Source organism: Corynebacterium sp. (assembly GCF_030530965.1).
Taxonomy (GTDB): Bacteria; Actinomycetota; Actinomycetes; order Mycobacteriales; family Mycobacteriaceae; genus Corynebacterium.
In genome coordinates, this window is the sequence record NZ_JAUMTY010000044.1 from 1 (window position 1) to 18,771 (window position 18,771).

The 18,771-nt window shown below is 60.1% G+C and carries 16 protein-coding genes; 15 read left to right on the forward strand and 1 reads right to left on the reverse strand.

What is annotated here, in order from left to right:
- Nucleotides 1-404 (reverse strand): inorganic diphosphatase (locus Q3981_RS08215; protein WP_303125173.1); only part of this gene is annotated, 404 nt, incomplete at its 3' end.
- 154 nt (nucleotides 405-558) lie between these two features.
- Between Q3981_RS08215 and dacB the strand changes: the two genes are divergently transcribed.
- From dacB to Q3981_RS08295, 15 genes are all read left to right on the forward strand, one after another.
- Complete coding sequence (dacB, locus tag Q3981_RS08220; protein ID WP_303125175.1) at nucleotides 559-2,121, forward strand: D-alanyl-D-alanine carboxypeptidase/D-alanyl-D-alanine-endopeptidase; 1,563 nt, start codon at nucleotides 559-561, stop codon at nucleotides 2,119-2,121.
- A gap of 25 nt (nucleotides 2,122-2,146) precedes the next feature.
- A complete protein-coding gene (tilS, locus tag Q3981_RS08225) occupies nucleotides 2,147-3,292 on the forward strand; it encodes a tRNA lysidine(34) synthetase TilS (RefSeq protein WP_303125203.1) in 1,146 nt (381 codons plus the stop codon).
- Nucleotides 3,293-3,383: 91 nt separating this feature from the next.
- Nucleotides 3,384-3,968 carry a hypoxanthine phosphoribosyltransferase gene (gene hpt, locus Q3981_RS08230; protein ID WP_041629538.1) on the forward strand — a complete coding sequence of 195 codons (585 nt, stop codon included), beginning with the start codon at nucleotides 3,384-3,386 and terminating at the stop codon, nucleotides 3,966-3,968.
- 225 nt (nucleotides 3,969-4,193) lie between these two features.
- On the forward strand, nucleotides 4,194-6,914 hold the full coding sequence (gene ftsH, locus Q3981_RS08235) for an ATP-dependent zinc metalloprotease FtsH (RefSeq protein ID WP_303125177.1): 2,721 nt from the start codon (nucleotides 4,194-4,196) through the stop codon (nucleotides 6,912-6,914).
- Nucleotides 6,914-7,480: a GTP cyclohydrolase I FolE gene (gene folE / locus Q3981_RS08240; protein WP_046202699.1), complete on the forward strand. Its 567-nt coding sequence runs from the start codon at nucleotides 6,914-6,916 to the stop codon at nucleotides 7,478-7,480. Before ftsH ends, folE begins: the two co-directional genes overlap by 1 nt.
- Before the next feature lie 56 nt (nucleotides 7,481-7,536).
- The gene (gene folP / locus Q3981_RS08245; RefSeq protein WP_303125180.1) at nucleotides 7,537-8,442 is read left to right on the forward strand and encodes a dihydropteroate synthase; all 906 of its coding nucleotides are present in this window, start codon (nucleotides 7,537-7,539) and stop codon (nucleotides 8,440-8,442) included.
- Entirely contained in the window at nucleotides 8,435-9,304 is an 870-nt protein-coding gene (folB, locus tag Q3981_RS10455; protein ID WP_368410102.1) for a dihydroneopterin aldolase, read from the forward strand. The genes folP and folB overlap by 8 nt, the downstream gene beginning before the upstream one ends.
- A complete protein-coding gene (locus tag Q3981_RS08260; RefSeq protein ID WP_303125182.1) occupies nucleotides 9,301-9,789 on the forward strand; it encodes a DUF3180 domain-containing protein in 489 nt (162 codons plus the stop codon). Before folB ends, Q3981_RS08260 begins: the two co-directional genes overlap by 4 nt.
- Nucleotides 9,786-11,468 carry a DUF6779 domain-containing protein gene (locus Q3981_RS08265; protein ID WP_303125183.1) on the forward strand — a complete coding sequence of 561 codons (1,683 nt, stop codon included), beginning with the start codon at nucleotides 9,786-9,788 and terminating at the stop codon, nucleotides 11,466-11,468. Before Q3981_RS08260 ends, Q3981_RS08265 begins: the two co-directional genes overlap by 4 nt.
- A gap of 9 nt (nucleotides 11,469-11,477) precedes the next feature.
- Complete coding sequence (gene panC / locus Q3981_RS08270; protein WP_303125185.1) at nucleotides 11,478-12,398, forward strand: pantoate--beta-alanine ligase; 921 nt, start codon at nucleotides 11,478-11,480, stop codon at nucleotides 12,396-12,398.
- An 86-nt stretch (nucleotides 12,399-12,484) separates the two neighbouring features.
- Nucleotides 12,485-14,095, forward strand: a complete 1,611-nt coding sequence (gene lysS / locus Q3981_RS08275) for a lysine--tRNA ligase (protein ID WP_303125187.1) — start codon at nucleotides 12,485-12,487, stop codon at nucleotides 14,093-14,095.
- Nucleotides 14,096-14,341: 246 nt separating this feature from the next.
- On the forward strand, nucleotides 14,342-15,856 hold the full coding sequence (locus tag Q3981_RS08280; RefSeq protein ID WP_303125188.1) for an acyl-CoA dehydrogenase family protein: 1,515 nt from the start codon (nucleotides 14,342-14,344) through the stop codon (nucleotides 15,854-15,856).
- Between the two features lie 127 nt (nucleotides 15,857-15,983).
- On the forward strand, nucleotides 15,984-17,192 hold the full coding sequence (locus Q3981_RS08285) for an acyl-CoA dehydrogenase family protein (protein WP_303125190.1): 1,209 nt from the start codon (nucleotides 15,984-15,986) through the stop codon (nucleotides 17,190-17,192).
- A 177-nt stretch (nucleotides 17,193-17,369) separates the two neighbouring features.
- Complete coding sequence (locus tag Q3981_RS08290; protein ID WP_303125194.1) at nucleotides 17,370-18,002, forward strand: hypothetical protein; 633 nt, start codon at nucleotides 17,370-17,372, stop codon at nucleotides 18,000-18,002.
- 200 nt (nucleotides 18,003-18,202) lie between these two features.
- Nucleotides 18,203-18,589, forward strand: a complete 387-nt coding sequence (locus Q3981_RS08295) for a DUF1304 domain-containing protein (RefSeq protein WP_204087432.1) — start codon at nucleotides 18,203-18,205, stop codon at nucleotides 18,587-18,589.
- The last annotated feature ends 182 nt before the right edge of the window (nucleotides 18,590-18,771 follow it).

The following is an 18,771-nucleotide window of genomic DNA, read 5'->3' on the forward strand; positions in this document are numbered from 1 at the left end:
CTGACTTCCTTGTTCGGCTCCAGGTCCTTGTAGTGGACGAAGAAGTGCTCCACCTCGTCCTTAATGTGATCCTCGACGTCGTTGATGTCTTGGTACCGCTCGTAGCGGACATCGTCGATGACGCAGAGCAGCTTGTCGTCGCCACCTGCTTCGTCGGTCATCTTGAAAACACCGACCGGGCGGGCCTCAACGATCACGCCGGGGAATACCGGCTCAGGAAGAATGACCAGCGCATCGAGCGGATCGCCATCCTCACCGAGCGTGTGATCAATAAAGCCGTAGTCGGCGGGGTAAGCCATGGGGGTGAAGAGGTACCGGTCCAGGTAGACCTTGCCCGTTTCGTGATCGACTTCGTACTTGTTGCGTGAACCCTTCGGGATTTCGATCGTAACTTCAATACTCATAGGTCCTACTGTACTGAACCGCCGCGCAACCGGGGGTGCCACGCTGGAGAACCGGCGCATTTCTGCCTTTCTTTCTACTTTTCCGTCGCCGCGCATCAGGCTCGAAGGTGAAGTGTTCCGCGTTGTGTCCGGGGTCTCCGCTAAACTCACCACCGTGAAAAAAGGTAAGAAGAACTCTGGTGGGTCGACGGCCGTTCGTACTGGCTCTTTTCGACGTTCCGCTGTCTCTTCTGTCCTCACCGTGCTCACCATTATCGTGGTGGCGGCGGTGATCGTTGGGGCTGTGGTCATGTACCAGCAGCGCAACGCATACACATCGGCCAACCCGGCGGGGCCAGCCGATAGTGGCGTCTCCGTGTCTGGGCCGAACGCGGATGCCCCTATTCCCGACATCACGAAAGCCCTCCAGGGGCCGGCGTCCAATGGTGCTTTGGGTCAGTTGGCTGGCCAGGTGACCGACGCGTCCACCGGGAAGACGTTGTGGGAGAAGAATTCGTCCACCGCGATGGTTCCGGCGTCGTCAACAAAAATGATGACGACGGCGGCTGCGTTGTTAACTCTTGGCCCGAAGGATCGAGTTCGCACGGTGGTGAAACGTGGCACGAAGCCCGGGCAGATCGTGCTGGTTGGTGGCGGTGACGTGACGCTCGCTGCGTCGAAAGACAACGCGTTTTATACCAACGCCCCAACGATTCAGGACTTGGCGAACCAAGTGAAGAAGAACATGGGCGGCCAGCCGGTGACGAGCGTGGTGGTTGATAATTCACGTGCCGGCCAGGGCGATACCTTTAATTCGACGTGGAGCCGCGGGGATATCTCTGGCGGCAACGTGACTTCCGTGGACTCTGTCATGCTCAACGGGGGACGGCAGGATCCCAGCGACGCCGATTCCCCGCGAACAGACAATCCTGCGTTGGTCGCCGGACAAGCACTGGCTAATGCCGTGGGGCTTTCTAGCAGCAGTTCCGACGACGGTAACGGCGCTGACAATGGTGGCGATTCTGGCGACTCTGGTGAAGCTGACGAATCCAATGGCGAGGCGGTCAACTCGGGCGGAGGAGACGACAACTCCCAGGGAGTGTCCGTGTCCAAGAAATCCGTGGATACCGAGGATGGCGAACTCGGCGCTGTGGAATCGGCCCCGCTAGACATCAGGATCCACGACATGCTCGTGAATTCCGACAACATGGAGGCGGAGGCGATCGGTCGAGAAATCGCGAAGAAAGAAGGCAAGCCCTTGACCTTCGAGGGCGCGACGTCCGCGACGAAAGAGGTTCTTTCCCAGCACGGTTTCCCCCTCGAGAGCGTGGTCCTCAAAGACAATTCGGGAATGAGCCCGGATAACCGCATTACACCGCGCCTTCTCGACCGCATCATGGTCAAGGCCTCATCTCCGGTGACCAACGGGGGCGATTCGGGTTCGTCCTCGGCAGATAGCCAAAGCCATGATCTCCGGCCCATTCTCGACGGGCTGCCGGTTGCCGGCGGTAACGGGACCCTGGCCGGCCGGTTCACTCCCGGATCATCGTCGGGGCCCGGAGCAGGATGGGTTCGCGCGAAGACAGGAACCTTGGACGGTGTGTCTGCGCTGGTCGGAACGGTGATGAACCAGCAAGGCCGCGTCTTGACCTTCGCGTTTATGTCGAATGGCTCGGATATTGAGCCTGCCCGTTCTGCCTTGGATGATCTTGCGTCCGCATTGAGGATGTCGTCATAGGGAACGCGCCGTGACGAATACCGCCATGAACTCGAACTGCAGCGTGAATCAGAGTGGCGAACCCACGCCGTCTTATTCGCCACCCTCAACCAAACCCGGACCCCATGTGCTGCGCATCCGCCATGCGCTCGAAGAGTGGCACACAACCTGGAGTTCCCGGCTGACAGCGGCGGAGCAATCTGAGGCCGATGAAATTGGGTTTTCGTGCCTCATTGGATGTTCCGGTGGTGCTGATTCCTTATCTTTAGTGGGCTGTGCGGTCAAGCAAGGCTGGAGAGTCCACGCCGTGGTTATCGATCACGGACTCCAAGCGGGTTCAGCCGACGTAGCGACGCGAGCCGCGCACGTGTGCCAGGCCCTAGGTGCGAGCTCTCAGGTGGTAAGAGTGAGCCCTCGCGAGGCTACCGAAGCCGCTGCGAGAGAAGAACGCTACCGCGCCTTAGGTCAGGTAGCGAACGCTCGTGGTGGTCTTCCTGTTCTTGTGGCGCACACCGGCGATGACCAGGCAGAATCCCTACTCCTTGGGTTGGCGCGAGGTGCCGGACTAGGAAGCATCGCAGGAATGCCACCAATTCTCTTCCATCATCCCGTCGTTGACGCCGGAGCCACAGCGCTCGGGCGTCCGTTGCTTTCTGTTCGGCGAGAGAACACCATCGGAGCGTGCGCGGAACTAGGCATCACACCGTGGCACGATCCCACCAATACGTCCGGGGATAACCTCCGATCACGGGTCCGCACGCAGCTCATCCCGCAAATTCGCTCCGTTTTGGGGGAGGCTGCCGTCGATAATGCCATTGCCACCGCGGCCATGACCCGCACTGACGACGACTACCTGGCACAGCAGGCCGCCGACGCCCTCAAAGAATGTGAGTGCCACGGCGCCTCTGTAGATAACCCGGGCAGCTCCGACAGCACCGGCCTGGACATCGCCACGTATCTACGTCAACCGCACGCGTTGCGCGGGAGAATTATTAAACAGTGGCTTCATCACCGCGCCGGGCCGCTGACCAGGGCACACGTCACCGCGATCGATGCGCTGGCCACACAATGGCATGGGCAGGGGGGAGTCGCCATTCCTTGGGCGCGCACGCCCGCCCCGCCTGGACGCTTGCTCGTCGTTCGTCGTCACGATGAACTACAGCTGACCGCGGAGGCTACGCATGACCGTTAGTGTTCAGCGAAAATTGCCAGACGAGCGCCTATAAGCGACCATATATTTACGGACCACACAGACAACAACGCCACATGATCGAGAGCTAATGATGCAATCCCATCAACCCGTCCCCGTCCCCGAACACGGCTATGGCGACGATGTTGACCACGTCCTCATCACCGAAGAGCAACTCCATAACCGCATCGCAGAGATGGCCGATCGCCTCTCCGAAACCTACGCCGATGAGGACGACGACCTCATCCTGGTGTGTGTGCTCAAAGGCGCGGTGTACTTCATCACCGACATTTCCCGGCAGATGAGCATCCCGACGCAGCTAGAGTTCATGGCCGTCTCGTCCTACGGCAATGCCACCAGCTCATCGGGCGTCGTACGCATTCTGAAAGACCTCGACCGTGATATCCACGGGCGCAACGTCGTCATCATTGAGGACGTCATTGACTCCGGGTTAACGCTGCACTGGCTCATCAAGAACTTGAAGAGCCGGAAGCCTAACTCGCTGCGCATTGTCACGCTCCTCCGCAAACCCGAGGCCATCAAAGTGGACATTGATCTTTTCGACGTCGGCTTTGATATTCCCAACGAGTTCGTCGTCGGATATGGGTTGGATTATGCCGAGCGCTATCGTGACATCCCGTGGGTAGGGACGTTGAAACCCCAGGTCTACGAAAAATAGCCCAGGACAAACACACGGACAACTGAACACGACGATGTCGACGCCGGAGGACGCGTAACCCGGAGGACGTTGAGGTCGGAACAGGTGAGTGGCGGACGAATCCGCACTGTTCGCGCACAGCGAACGCCTGTCTGGCCGACGTGTCCTAGGGTTCGACTACCCTGGTAGCAATCGCCACCGTACCTGCGACGACAGGTATTCATATTTTTCCCAATGAGAGGTTCCATGGACCGCAAGAAAGTCATGCGCATAGCGACGGTCATCGCTATCATCATGCTCGGGATTTTCGCTTTCTCGGTGTTCTCTAGCTCGACGCGCGGGTATCAAGATGTCGATACCTCCGTCGCCCTGAAGCAGCTCAAAGACGGCAACGTCAAAAAAGCCCAAATCAACGACAGGGAACAACAGCTCCAGCTAGACCTGAAGAAGAAAATTGACGAGGGTGACCACAAGGACGTCGACAAAGTCATAGCGAAATACCCGGCCAGGGCGTCGGATCAGGTTTTCGACGCGGTTCAGAAATCCAATCCTGAGAGCTACACAACCAAGGTGACGCAGGATTCATGGCTGGGCCAGATGCTCGCCGTCCTTGGCCCCATGATCCTCTTCTTCCTGTTGATCATGTTCTTCTTCTCCCGCATGCAGGGCGGATCCGGCATGGGTGGCATGTTCGGCTTCGGTAAATCCAAGGCCAAAGAACTGACCAAGGACATGCCGAAAACCAACTTCGGCGACGTCGCTGGTGAAGAAGAAGCCGTCGAGGAACTCACCGAAATTCGTGACTTCCTCCAAGGGCCGGAACGGTATGAACGCCTCGGTGCGAAAATCCCGCGTGGCGTTCTGCTCTATGGACCTCCCGGTACCGGTAAAACCCTGCTGGCCCGCGCGGTCGCGGGTGAAGCCGGCGTACCTTTCTATTCCATCTCCGGTTCAGACTTCGTCGAAATGTTCGTCGGTGTGGGTGCATCCCGCGTTCGTGACCTGTTCACACAGGCCAAAGAGAACTCGCCGTGCATCATCTTTATCGACGAGATCGACGCCGTCGGGCGTCAACGCGGCTCGGGAATGGGTGGTGGCCACGACGAGCGCGAGCAAACGCTGAACCAGTTGCTGGTCGAAATGGATGGCTTCGGTGACCGCCAAGGTGTCATCCTGATCGCTGCGACGAACCGGCCGGACATTCTGGATCCCGCGCTGCTGCGCCCGGGGCGTTTTGACCGGCAGATTCCGGTGACAAACCCCGATCTTGCAGGCCGTGAGCAGATTCTCCGTGTTCACGCCAAGAACAAGCCCTTGGGCCCGGACGTGGACCTCAACTCGTTGGCTAAGCGAACCGCCGGTATGTCCGGTGCGGACCTGGCCAATGTGCTCAACGAAGCAGCGCTCCTTACCGCGCGTGTGAACGGCAATATCATCACCGCCGACGCACTCGAAGAGGCGACCGACCGCGTTGTCGGTGGACCGCGTCGAAGCTCGAAGATTATCTCCGAGCACGAGAAGAAAGTCACCGCCTATCACGAAGGTGGGCACACGCTTGCCGCGTGGGCGATGAAAGATATCGAACGCGTGTACAAGGTGACCATTCTGGCCCGCGGGCGGACAGGTGGCCATGCCATGACCGCCAGCGAAGACGACAAAGAAATGTACAACCGAGCAGAGCTTTTCGCGCGGTTAGTCTTCGCTATGGGCGGTAGGTCCGGTGAAGAGCTCATTTTCGGTAACCCGACGACGGGGGCCTCCGCGGATATCGAGCAGGCCACGAAAATCGCCCGTGCCATGGTGACCGAATACGGCATGAGCCCCGACCTCGGAGCCGTGAAATACGGTGAGGAACAAGGCGACCCCTTCTCCGGGCGGGGAAGTGGCGGAAAGCTGGAGTACTCCGATGATGTCGCGGCGACCATTGACAAACAGGTGCGCTACCTCATTGAAAAAGCCCACGACGAGGCCTATGCGATTCTGAAAGAAAACCGCGAAACCTTCGACCTCTTGGCCCAGAAGTTGCTGGAGAAAGAAACTCTGCGCCGCCCTGACCTTGAAGCGATCTTTACGAATGTGAAACCGCGCGAGCGGCTGGAAATCTTCACGAATGAAGACGTCCTCCACCCGAAGGATGACAAGGATCCCGTCAAGACCCCCGTGGAATTAGCACGTGAACGTGGCGAAGAGCCACCTAAGCGGCACGATTTCCTTGAGGCCTCTCGGCAGGCACGACGTGAACGCGAATCCGCTGCCAACCAGGCGAACGCTCAGTCGGTAAATGCTGGTAGCACTAATAACGCAGGGGGTGCTGGCCAACAAGGCTCGGTCCAGCAGGGACCTGGCGCGCAGGGTTCGGGTGCGCAGGGCTCCGACGCCCGAGGCTGGTCGGCGAACGATGCCACGACTGGTGCGAATGGCAACTCCAACGCTGGATATGAAGGCCAAACGACGGTCATACCTCGCAATAATGGATCGTCGAATTACGGGAGCTACCCAGCCGGAACGTCAACGAACCAGCAGACACCGGGCTCCACCAATGACGATGGAACACCCGTCTACGGTGGAACCCCACCGCCCGCCGGATGGACCGCCCCGGGATGGCCACCATCCGATCGTGCCCCCCGGTACTCGGAATCAGGTGAGTCCCAGACCCCTGGTGCTCATCAGGCAGGTGCCCGCCACTCTGCTGAAAACCGCGGCACCACAGCAGGGCAACCGGGTCAGCACCCAGGAATGCAGAACTACGGCGTCGGCCAACCAAGTGAACCCGCTGATAACGGGCTCCACGGTTTCCGATTCCCGGAGAATGAGCGTCCAGACCACCCGTGGGACGATGGGCGCCACAGCACCGGGGAACAGAACTCGAGCGACGACGGGCACAACCACGACGCCTCTGGCTACAAATGGTCCGATCACAACGGTTCGTCCGAGCAAGGCAACCGCCGTGAAGACGGTGACCACTAATGGCCGTCGACCATGAACGGGCGCGGGCAGCCGTCCGCGACCTGTTAATCGCCGTGGGGGAAGACCCCGATCGCGAAGGACTCGTTGACACCCCCGAGCGCGTCGCACGAGCCTACGAAGAAATCTTCGCCGGCCTCCACCAGGACCCGTCAGAAGTTCTCACCAAGACCTTCAACGAAGATCACCGCGAACTCGTGCTCGTCCGGGACATTCCCGTGTACTCCACCTGTGAACACCACCTGGTGCCGTTCTACGGGAAAGCCCACATCGGGTACATTCCGGGGAAATCGGGGAAAGTCACCGGACTCTCCAAACTGGCCCGGCTGGTTGACCTCTACGCCAAACGACCACAAGTGCAAGAACGCCTGACCAAGCAGGTCGCGGACGCCATGGTGAAGCGCCTCCAACCGCAGGCGGTCATCGTCGTCATCGAATGTGAACACCTGTGTATGGCGATGCGAGGTATCCGCAAACCCGGGGCGACAACCACTACGTCCGCGGTCCGGGGTGGGTTCCAAACGAACCCCGCCAGCCGCGCCGAAGTACTCAGCCTCATCCGCGGATAACTCGCCAGCGTCGGAGCACACGCACCACAACAGGCGGAAGGAGCCAAACAAACATCATGGATGCACCGCGCACACACGTGATGGGTGTCCTTAACATCACCGACGACTCCTTCTCCGACGGCGGCCAATGGCTTCCCACCGACCTCACGCGCCCCGACATTGCCGTCACCCACGCCCGCGACATGATCCGCGACGGAGCCACCATCATCGACATCGGCGGCGAATCCACCCGGCCCGGTGCCGTCCGCGTCACCGAGCAGACCGAACTTCAACGCGTCATCCCCGTCGTCGAAGCCCTCGCGAACGACGACGTCATGCTCTCCGTCGATACCATGCGCGCCACTGTCGCCCGACAAGCCGTCCAAGCAGGGGCGACGCTCATCAACGACGTATCCGGAGGGCTGGCCGACCCGGACATGATCCGCGTCGCTGCGGATACCGGCGCATACCTGTGCCTCATGCACTGGGAAACCGACCGCTTCGGCGACGCCGACTCCCACGGTGCAGCCGGAGCCAACCAGGGCGCCGACCACGGACCGCAGTTCGTCCAACGCGTCGTCGAGTTCCTTCGTCAGCGCGCCACGTACGCCAGCGAGCACGGCGTCGACAAGGGAAGAATCATCATCGACCCCGGAATCGGGTTCGCCAAATCGGCGCTCGGCAACTGGTCGCTGTTGCACGGCCTCGACCAACTCACCGAGCTCGGATACCCTGTGCTCATCGGAGTTTCCCGAAAACGTTTCCTGACCAGCCTCATCGCCGGATCCGACGGCATCCCCACCGCTCCCGCCGACGCCGACGCAGCCACCGCAGCCGTCAGCGCACTGGCCGCCAGCCAGGGGGCGTGGGCCGTCCGCGTACACAACGTGCGCCCCAACGTGGACGCCGTCAAAGTCGCCCACGCCTGGGCCACCGCCCACGGACCCGACGTACCCCAAGGATGGAGAGCACGACGTGGCTGACCGAATAGAACTCACAGGCGTCGAGGTGTACGGGCACCACGGGGTATTCCCGCACGAAAAACGCGATGGCCAGCGGTTTCTCACCGACGTCACCGTGTGGACCGACTTCCGACAGGCCGTCGCCACCGACGACCTCACGCACACGATCAGTTACGCCGACATCGCCGACCTCATCCACGCCACCGTCGGCGGGCCCAGCCGCGACCTCATCGAAACCGTCGCCAGCGAGATCGCCGACACCCTCATCCTCAACAACCGGGTCCACGCCGTCGAAGTCACCATCCACAAACCCGACGCGCCCATCCCACACCCCTTCTCCGACGTCGCCGTCGTCGCACGTCGAAGCAGAAAAGACCTCCGCCACGTCGTCCTATCCTTCGGCTCCAACATCACTGCCGACGGGATCACGCCGCGCCAACGAGTGGAACGTGCCATGCACTGGTTTGAGACCAGCGCGGACTACCGCCTTATCGCCACGTCCTCGCTGTACGCGACACCAGCCTGGGGCGGCGTCGAGCAGGACGACTTCATAAACTCCGTCGCCGTCGTCGAAACCATGAAAACACCCCACGACATTCTCGACGACGCGCACGAACTCGAACGTGAGGCGCACCGCACGCGCGAGGTTCATTGGGGGCCAAGGACCCTCGATATTGACCTCATCACCAGCATTAACAACGGGGCCGAAGAACACTACGACACCGACGACCTCACGCTTCCGCACCCGTGGGCACACCAACGTGCCTTCGTGCTCAAGCCGTGGTTGGAAGTGGAACCCCACGCCCGGTTAGGGCGGCAGAGTATTGCGTCCCTGCTGGATAACCTGGATTCCCGCGAGGTAGAAGAGGTGAAACCGCAATGACCTCCACCAAACCCACCTACCTTGTGGCCACCGCACTCATCGTCGGGTTCGGCGCGTTCATGCTGGTCTGGCGTTTTTACGGCTCCATACCGGGGTTCAACCTGACGCTCCCCGTCATCCTGATCGTGCTCGCAGTCATCTGCACGATCGCGGGATTCATCATCAGGAAGCGCATCGCCGATAACGAAGTCGGGCAAGATCGATCACAAATACACCCGCTCACCATCGCCCGATGCTTCGTGATGGGAACGTCCACAGCGTGGTTCGGGTCCATTTGCGCAGGATCGTACGCGGGTATCGCCGTCTACCTGTGGATCAATTACAGCCGGCTGATCGCCGCCCGGGAGGACACTCCCGCCGTCATCGTCGGACTAATTGCCGCCATTCTCGTTGCCGCATCGGGTTTATGGTTGGAGCGTTGTTGCGGGGCACCCCCACCAAACGATGAAGATACGCAGTCTAGCAATGTAGTGTGGAGTTCATGACCGGCCCACAGCAATCCCACGATGGTTACGACAGCTCCAACAACCAGGGACACTATGACGACCAGTCGCCTGATTATCGCGACGATTACCCGCACGCCAACACAGGTGGTAGCGGGAAGTTTTCCTTCGCGGCCATCGTCGTCATGCTGGTCTTTGCCGTTGTTGCGACGATCCTCATGCTCTTTACGGACAGTGAAACATGGACAAAAATCGCTGTTCTGTGTGCCCTCTGGGCCGCCATCGTCGGGTGTATTGCTGTAGCGCGGCTGCGGAAACAGGTGGATAACCAGCAGCGGGACACCGATAACCTTGAGCGCCTGCACCAGGCGGAGCTCGAGCGTGAGCTGGCCACCCACCGCGAGCAAGAACTCATCCTGGAGCAGAACTACTACGACTCGCTGCAGGAACAAGAGCAGAACACGCTGGCCGATATTCGCGCGGAACTCACCGTGCTTCGGGAAAACCTGTCCGCCATGATGGGCACCGATCTGGACACCGAGCGCACCGCCCTCAAGGCCGAGGCGCAGCGCATTCTGGAATTGGAACGCGACAGCAAAGATTCATCATCGACGACGGAAGCGCGCACGAGTGGGTCGACGTCCCGGACGTCATCTGTGCCGGCGTCGCACACGCCATCGGGTAAGCGTGGGCAGAACCGTGGTGGAGCTGGGCAAACGCGAAGTGCTGGGAAGCCATCGGGGGCTGGGAACACGGCGGCCGCTCAGCCGGGGCGCACGAACCAGTCCTCGTCTGGATCACGAGCAGCCGATTCGACCTCCACACAGCAGGGTGATAATTCCCTGCGCACGGGTTCATTCAATGCAGTGAAGTGGACCGCTCAGCCATCGCGCCGTTCAGGCTCGGGATACTCCGCGGATCAAACCACGGTGTTGCCTTCTGTGGAGAAGAAATCGAACCCACAGGCGCAGCGGTCGACCGGGTACGGGGCATCGCAGCAGCGGGCATCTCAGCCTTCACAGCAACAGCGGCCACAGCAGTCTCGGACGCAGCAACAACAGCCAACCCAACAGCAGCCTGACCGCGCGGCTCAGAACAACCAGCGGTCGAGCGCGCCCCAGGGAAGCGCGGTGTACCGTGGCGCAGACCGTGACAACTCGCAATTCTTTGCATTCGGCTCGGGTTCGTCGCCAGCATCCTCGGCCCAGCCTGCGTCTGGATCGTCGCAGCCGCAACCGTCTCGAACAGAATCGACGCCATATGTTGGTTCTCATCGCGGACCTAACCCGAACGCCAATTCCACGCAGAGTCGAAGCACCACACAAAGCGGCAGCACCACGGGCGGATCTCGTCGAAACACGGATCCCGATACAGGTTCCTTCGCGGCGTTCGGTTCGGGCCGCTCCTCGGCGCCGTCCTATGACCGCACCCACGCCCCAACTACGGGCGGTTTCCGGGCGCAATCACCCAGCTCAGGGTCCGCACCTGCATCTGTTAGCCAGGCGGGTGGCCGCTCTCCGCACGAGGGCATGTTCACGGGGAGCCAGAATTATGGCTCGTCGGCAAGTTCGTCGAACACCCCCGACCTGCGAGGTCGTCACGAAGGGCCACAGGATTCATCGTCGGGCGGCCGTCGGCGTCGGGCAGATAACGGAGACTCAAGCCAAAACGTCACCGTCGCATCTTTACTTGAACAGCTGAAGAAGAATAGCGAGAAGTAATAACCCACCATGTCTACACCGACGAATCCCGGGTTTGCGGCCGGCGAGCTGCGTGTTCATGATTCCGCTGAGACATTCGCGGCAACGACGAGGGCGTTGCGTAAAACCGGGAAGCGTATTGTTCTTGTCCCCACCATGGGAGCTCTGCACGCGGGGCACCGCGCTCTCCTCCGTGCAGCGCACAGACTTCCCGGGGCCGTGGTGGCGTCGTCAATTTTTGTGAATCCGGCGCAGTTCGATAACCCCGATGACTTCGAAAAATACCCCGTGACGCTGCAGCGTGACCTGGATATCCTTCGTGAGGAAGGTGTGTCCCTCGCGTTCACGCCTAAGGCTGAGGACATGTACCCTCACGGGACTCGGACGATGGTCCACCCTGGGCCCGTCGCTGAGGGGCTCGAGGGGGATCGCGATGGGCACTTTGTCGGTGTGGCCACGGTGGTCTCCAAGTTGCTCAATCTATCCCACGCCACGGATATCGTGATGGGGGAGAAGGATTATCAGCAGCTGGTGATCATTCAGCAGCTGGTCACGGACCTCAACATGGAGGTCACGGTGCATGGGGTGCCGATCGTGCGGGAACATGATGGGCTGGCGCTCTCGTCGCGTAACGTTCGCCTGGATCCCGAGGCCCGCGTCACCGCGACGGCGATCTCGGCCGCGATGACCGCTGCGCTATACAAAGCAAAAGATGGCGCTCGCGCTGTCGAGGCGGAAGCACGGCGGATCATGGAGGGCGAAGGCATTGATGTGCTCTACGCCGTCGTTCGCGGGAAAGACTTGGGGCCGGCTCCCGAGAATGGGGAGGGGCGACTGCTCGTCGCCGCGAAAGTCGGAGGCGTGCGGTTGATCGATAACACCGGCGTCATGTTGGGGGAGCTTCCCGCCGACAGCCCTGAGACAGCCGACGACACCACCGTCCCCCACTAAGCCCACTAAGCCCACCATCGCACGCAAAGCCCGCTAGGGACGGCCCACCGGTTGCCTGTGAGGCAAGGTCAGCTACTCTTTATCGCGTGAGTAAAGCGACGAAAAACCAGGATGTCCCAGAGCAAGTTAAAGTTCGCAAGGCAAAAAGGGAGCGGTTGCTCTCCGAGGGAACTGCGCCGTACCCAGTCGACGTCGAGCGCACCCACACGCTGAAACAAATTCGCGACGCCTTCGTCGTCGATGAAGGCAAAGCGGGGACCACCGAACAACGTGCCGACGGCACCGTTCGTCGTTATTTAGGTATCGGTGATGAAACGGACACTGAGGTGGCCGTGGCCGGGCGTGTGATTTTCATGCGCAATACCGGCAAGCTGTGTTTCGCCACGCTGCAAGAGGGGGACGGGACGCAGCTCCAGGCGATGCTATCGCTCGCCGAGGTGGGGGAGGACGCCCTCAAACGCTGGAAGTCCGACGTCGATATGGGCGACTTCGTGTCCATTCGTGGTCGCGTGGTGTCGTCGCGCCGCGGCGAGCTGTCGGTGTTCGCATCGACCTGGACATTGGCGTCGAAAGCGCTGCGCCCCCTGCCCGTATCCTTCGCCGACATGAATGAGGACACCCGCATCCGCTACCGCTACACCGATCTGATTATGCGGGACGACGCCCGCCGCATGATGATCACCCGCGTGACCGTCGTGCGCGCTGTGCGTGAATACCTCCAGGGCCTGGGCTTCCTTGAGGTCGAGACTCCCATGCTGCAGACGTTGCATGGTGGCGCGGCCGCGCGTCCGTTTGTGACGCATTCCAACGCTCTAGACATGGATCTTTATCTGCGCATTGCGCCGGAGCTGTACCTCAAGCGCTGCGTCGTCGGCGGTATTGAGAAGGTTTTCGAGGTCAACAGGAATTTCCGGAACGAGGGGATCGACTCCTCCCACAGCCCGGAGTTCGCCATGTTGGAAACCTATCAGGCCTACGCGACGTATGACGATAACGCCGCCTCCACGCAGGGCCTGATCCAGCACTGCGCGCGCGCCGTCAACAAGCTGGTTCACGACAACTGGGACCCGGAGCAGGACCCGGATTCGCTGGTTGTCACTCTTGCCGACGGTTCCACCTACGACTTTGGCGGCGAGTGGCCGAAGCTGGACATGTACGACAGCTTGAACGAGGCTTTGCAGCGCAAGTTCCCAGGCCAGCCCGAGGTGACCATTCATTCGACCGTCGACGAATTGAAGGCCATCGCGGAGACGATCGGTGTGGAACCGGGTACCGGATGGGGCCACGGGAAATTCGTCGAGGAAATCTGGGAAGAGCTGTGTGCTGACCAACTGGATGGGCCGGTGTTCGTCCGTAACTTCCCGGTCGAGACGTCCCCGTTGACGCGCGATCACCGGTCGAAGCCCGGTGTGACCGAAAAGTGGGATCTTTATGTCCGCGGTTTCGAGTTGGCGACGGGTTATTCCGAGTTGATCGACCCCGTGATCCAGCGTCAGCGCTTTGAGGACCAGGCCCGTTTAGCTGCTGGTGGCGATGACGAAGCCATGGTCCTGGACGAGGACTTCCTTCAGGCGATGGAGCAGGGAATGCCCCCGACGGCGGGAACCGGAATGGGCATTGACCGCTTGCTGATGGCATTAACCGGGTTGGGGATTCGGGAGACCGTGCTGTTCCCGTTGGTGAAGCCGGAGCGGTAATAGGTGAAGCGGTAAGTAGCGTGCCGTAATCCTCGCGTTGTAATCCGCGTGTCGTTGCCCTGGGTGAGTACTCACCTGGGGCTTTTCTCGTGAGCTCGCTTTCAGTGGGGCCCTGATCGTGGCTTTGTCGGTTTTCTTTCGTAATTGTGATACCGATCACGAACTCGTGCGTTATGCTTATGTAAGCTTCCTGGCAATGCATCGTCGACCGGTGCGTGGCCGATACGAACGACCGAAAGGCCTTTAATGTCTTCAACGAATGAACGCGACAATGGCTCTGGCTCCGCGGCAGGCGCCCGCAACAACGCTGCAAAATCCCGCGGCAAGAACTCTGACGGCAACGACTCAACCGTCGGGAAAAATAGCATTAAGCGGGACGCGATGGGCACGGCGATGCGCCTGTTGACGCGAGTGACCGGCTCCGATTTCGCCGCAAAGTATGGCCTCAATGAACGCATCGACCGCATTGCCTATGAGTCGACGAAGACAGGCATGAAGTCTCTCGGCGCGGCCACCCGCGAATTTAAGCGGGTCACCAGCGGGCAGTCCCCGATCCGCCTCCCCTTCCTCGGCTTGGGGGACGATAAGAAGATTGGCGACGAAAAACCCGACGCCGAGGCCGAGGAAAAGGCTGCGGAATCCAAGAAGATCGTGTGGGACCTCACGCCCGATGAGGACCAGGAGATGATCGTCGAGACGATCAAGGATTTCGCCGAGAAACGCATTAGCCCGGCGGCCCACGATGCCGACGAAGCGGCAGCAGTCTCCGAGGACCTCCGCAAAGAGGCGCTCGGCCTGGGCATTTCTATGGTGAACGTGCCGGAGGAATTCGAGGGAATCGCCACCGGGTCCAATCTCACCACGAATTTCCTCGTCACTGAGGCGCTGGCCCACGCGGATCCGGGCATTGCCCTCTCCGTGATGGCCCCGGCCGGTGTCGCCGCGACCTTGACCGCGTACGGCTCGGACGAGCAGCAGCGCACGTATTTGCCGGCGTTCGCGGGCGAGGACATTCCGATCTCCGCGGTGTCCGTCGCCGAGCCACAGCCGCTGTTCGATCCTTTCTCCTTGTCGACGACTGCTCGCCGCGAGGGCGATGACGTGGTGATCGAAGGCGTCAAGGCCCTGGTTCCCGACGCTGGTAACTGCGAACTGTTCGTCGTCGCCACCATGCTTGACGACGCTCCGACGCTGGTTATCGTCGAATCCGATGCTGATGGCGTCGTGATTGAGCCCGACCCGAGCATGGGATTGCGCGCGGCAGGATTGGGACGGCTGCTTTTGAACGACGTGCGTGTTCCCGCGTCGAACATTCTTGGTGGGGCGGATCGTTCTGCCGAGGACAGGGAGAGCGACTACCGGAACATTATTCGACGGTCCCGGTTGGGATGGGCCGCGTTGGCTGTGGGGGCATGTTCGGCGGTGCTGGACTATGTGAAGCCGTACGTCAACGAGCGTCAGGCGTTTGGTGAACCGATTTCTCACCGTCAGGCGGTGGCGTTCGCGGTGGCGAATATCCGCATTGAACTCGATGGCATGCGTTTGGTCGCGCTGCGTGGTTGTTCCCGCGCGGACCAGGGACTGACGTTCCACCGCGAGGCAGCTCTGGCCCGTGACCTGGCGGCCGAGAAGGGCATGGCGATCGGGTCAGACGGAGTCCAGTTGCTGGGTGGTCATGGTTACACCAAGGAGCATCCCGTGGAGCGGTGGTACAGGGATCTGCGTGCAATCGGCGTCGCTGAAGGAACGATCGTTCTGTAAACGGACAGCCAGAGCCGGCGTGAGCTGGCACTTGGCCCGCGATGCACGCACACATGAACACGATGTTGTCAACCGAATAAAACCCGCAGCGTTGAACGCTTTTATGTGACCCCGGAGGGACACAATCATGATTAACCTAGAACTTCCTGGCTTCTTGAAGAAGGGTGCGAACCCTGGCCACCAGGCGGCCGCCGAAATCTTCCGACCCATTTCCCGCAAGTACGACCTCGCCGAGCACGAGCGCCCCGTCGAACTGGACACCATGGCCAGCATGGTAGAAGGCATGGCCGACGCTGGCCGCGGAATGGCAGGCGCGTCGGGTGGTCGTGGAGATAAGAAGAAAAAGTCCGACGGCATCCGCAATGGCGGAAATATGGCCGCGGTGCTAAACGTGTTGGAGCTGTGCTGGGGCGATGTGGCCCTCACGCTGTCCATCCCGTACCAGGGCCTCGGAAACTCCGCCATCGCGGCCGTTGCGACGGATGAGCAGTTGGAGCGCATTGGCAAGGTGTGGGCGTCGATGGCCATCACCGAGCCTGGTTTCGGCTCGGACTCCGCTGCTGTGTCAACAACAGCAACTCTCGACGGCGACGAGTACATCATTAACGGTGAAAAGATCTTCGTGACGGCCGGCGAGCGCTCCGACCACGTCGTCGTGTGGGCGAGTGTGGATAAGTCCAAAGGTCGCGCGGCTATCAAGTCGTTCGTCGTTCCGAAGTCAGCCGACGGCTTCACCGTGGAACGTTTGGAGCACAAGCTAGGTATTAAGGCGTCGGATACCGCGGTATTGCGCCTGGATAATGTGCGCGTTCCGAAGGAGAACCTGTTGGGTTCGCCAGAGGTGAGCACGAAGAAGGGCTTCGCCGGAGCGATGGCGACGTTCGACAACACGCGTCCGCTGGTTGCGGCGATGGCTGTCGGATGTGCCCGTGGTGCGTTGGAAAAGCTCCGTGAGGTGCTGGAAGACGCTGGTGAGGTCATTGATTATGACAAGCCGAAGTATGCTCAGTCGGCTGCCGTCGCGGAATATCTGGACTTGGAGAGCGACTGGGAAGCCGCGTACCTGTTGACGCTGCGTGCGGCGTGGATGGCGGACAATAAGAAGCCCAACACCAAGGAAGCGTCGATTGCGAAGGCGAAGGCAGGGCGCGTCGGTACCCATGTCACGCTCAAGGCCGTGGAATTGGCTGGGCCGTGGGGCTACTCCGAACGCGAACTGCTGGAAAAGTGGGGGCGCGATTCCAAGATTCTGGACATCTTCGAGGGAACGCAGCAGATCCAGCAGTTGGTTGTTGCCCGCCGTGAGCTGGGACTGAGCTCTAAGGAACTGAAGTAGTGAGGTAAGCGGAGTAGTGGGCAACGACGTGCCCAGACCACGCTGAGGCTTTCTTGACAGTGGGCGCGGGGGACGCCCACTCAGGAACAGTACGAGGCATGTCCCACTGGCCGACTAGTCTTAAAATCACGAAACAGCCCAGTGATGGGACTAGTTAAAAGGGGGGATTCGGGACAAATGACCACAATTCAACCAGTTGTCTTCCGTTGCTCCGAAAACCAGGATCCGCAGTGGGAAGCCTATGGGGTTACCCAATCCGCATACGGTTCGGGTAACACTCTTGCCGAAGCGCGTAATGACGTGAAATCCGCTCTTGCACTGCTACTCGACGTCTCACAAGATTCGATTGAGACCGAAGAATTTCACGAACGCTGTGTCCGCGCGGCTGACGACGCATATCCAGACATATGGGTGCGCACGCGACAAGATCGCAATGGAAACAAGATGCTAACCCGTCGCCATATCGTCGACGCGGTCGAAAAAGAACTAATCACCCATTCCGAGTATGTCCATATTTTCGATAATGGGTACGCCTCAACAGGGGATATTATCGCTGTTGTCGCACTCCCGGACGATATCCTCAGCGATGTTCTTAATCAGATTGGCACCGCGGACCGCGTCTACCTATGCATGCCAGTTGGAGACAACATTCAATGGCAGACTGTTTTCACAACAGAGGCAGAAGATAAGCCGATGGGTGCGACGCCAATTGCAAACCTTCCACTCAGAGCTTCAGCGACTGTTGCCGACTTTATGAAGGCGACCGGCGCGATGACAGATCGCGCAGCGAATTACCTCGTAGCGGCCTAACGATAACCGCGCTATTTTCTTCAATGGTCCTCCTCACGGTCACGGAGAAGGGGCGTCCTCATATTTAGTTGGTCACGGTGTTTATGGTGGGCGGCTCAGCGTGAAATTTGGTTGTGTTAGTGGGGTTGTTGGTGTGTATGACGACAGCCCCGCCACATCTGCAGACACGTAGCTAGGGACGTTAAGTAGAGTATCCACTCATGATCTTCTTAGGTGCAGTTGTTGCTGCTCTTGCGGCCCTCCTTCATGTGTTCATCTTTTATTTAGAGTCGGTGGCGTGGACTGGTTCTCGCGCGCGATCAGTATTCGGGATGAGTGAAGACGAAGCAGTATCCACAAAAGAACTAGCGTTTAACCAGGGTTTTTATAATCTATTTCTCGCCCTCGAGGTGTTCGTGGCCCTCGGTTTCTTGGTCGCCGGAGCGACGGCCGTCGGCGGTGCTTTAGCCCTCGCCGGCGTGGGGTCGATGCTTGCTGCGGCGCTCGTTTTGTGGGTGTGGTCGCCCGACAACCGCAGTGCAGCCGTCAAGCAGGGGTCACTCCCTCTGCTCGCCGTCATTCTCATCACCATCGGACTCTGCGCATAACAAAAGTGCTGTAGCGCTGCAGGTAACTCGTGAGCGCTGCGGAAAACTACAGCACCTACGTCGTACCCGTAATTTTCACCCGAAAAATCCCATAAAGAACCCGGAAAGAACACGAAAATCTCCCAAAGAACCCGGAAACGAGAATAAGCGGGTTCGTTATACTGTCGGCATGGCTTCTTCGC